Origin of the sequence: Brunnivagina elsteri CCALA 953 (assembly GCF_002289455.1) — a bacterium.
GTDB classification, from domain to species: domain Bacteria; phylum Cyanobacteriota; class Cyanobacteriia; order Cyanobacteriales; family Nostocaceae; genus Brunnivagina; species Brunnivagina elsteri.
Window position 1 is genome coordinate 1 of sequence record NZ_NTFS01000791.1, and the last position, 1,086, is coordinate 1,086.

1 protein-coding gene is annotated in these 1,086 nt (G+C 38.6%); it reads right to left on the reverse strand.

Features of this window, described 5'->3' with window-relative positions; genetic code table 11:
- Window positions 1–197: 197 nt before the first annotated feature.
- Entirely contained in the window at window positions 198–920 is a 723-nt protein-coding gene (locus tag CK510_RS30705; protein ID WP_342746017.1) for a hypothetical protein, read from the reverse strand.
- Window positions 921–1,086 lie beyond the last annotated feature (166 nt).

Genomic DNA, 1,086 nt, shown 5'->3' on the forward strand with positions numbered 1-1,086 from the left:
AAAATCACTTTGTACTTAAATATGATTTTTAGCGATCGCTTGTTTTTGACTAGACCTCACCAAATCGCGTTGCTCCCTATTCATCTTCTGATCGATTTTGATAGGTGGAATTAGGGGTAAAAAGATTTAACTGATGCGATAAAAACAAGATAATAAAAAATAGTTGCCCGTAATCTCAAAGCTACGGGCAGATTAATTTAAAAAGAAAGTGCCATTTCCGGGAACACAGAGACATTAGTTTGTGTAACTGACGGCAAGAATTTTTCTGTAATCAGCTTCTCGAACATATTTATAGATTCTTGCCAGTTCTGAACTAATTGTTGTAAATCTTGCACTCGTTCCCCTTGAGTGTCACCTGTTAGAGAATAATTGAAATTACCAGAGAACAAAATTGCCGGCACTACCTGCTCTGGAAACTGAATATTCGCCTGATTGATGCCCAAATTCAATTGTCCCTGTTTCAGAGGATAAGCCAACTGCAACGCAGCATTCATCTTTCCTTCACCAAATTCTTGCCATGAACCAGGAGACAACAAGTTATTACACAGATACTCATAACTTCCTGACTCAGAATCAAAAGTCACAAAACCCCTGGGATTAATTCCCACAGATTGATACTCAACTTGGGACAGTTTTTCTACCAACTGACAAGCAATTTCTGCTACTTTCACATCCTGGTAATTCTTCGCACCAATCACCTCAGCGATGGTGATCCGGTTAGGCTGGGCAATGATTCCCAAGCCATTATTAAACAAAATCTGAACTAAAGTGTTGGTATATATCGGTTGTTTTGCTAACTCCCAATCTGCTGGCACAATCCCAGCGTATTTAAAAAAATCCGAATTTATAACTGTGGGATTGAGATTTTTGGCAGTGATAGCGATCGCTAATTCTTGAATTTCCAAACCTTTACTCATCATATACCTACTATTTTTTTACAGCACAAAACCTGCGTACCTGAGATACATGCATATTCTCGGAAGCCATTGCATATTTTCCAAAGGCATACGGGAGCATCCACTTTTGGAATAAACATAATTACCTGGCACCGAAAACCCTACTATACGGTTGGTTTAAAAAAGTCTA

Coding starts and splice junctions, on each gene's coding strand:
- CK510_RS30705 (WP_342746017.1), bottom strand. CDS start 920: ATGATGAGTAAAGGTTTGGAAATTCAAGAATTAGCGATCGCTATCACT.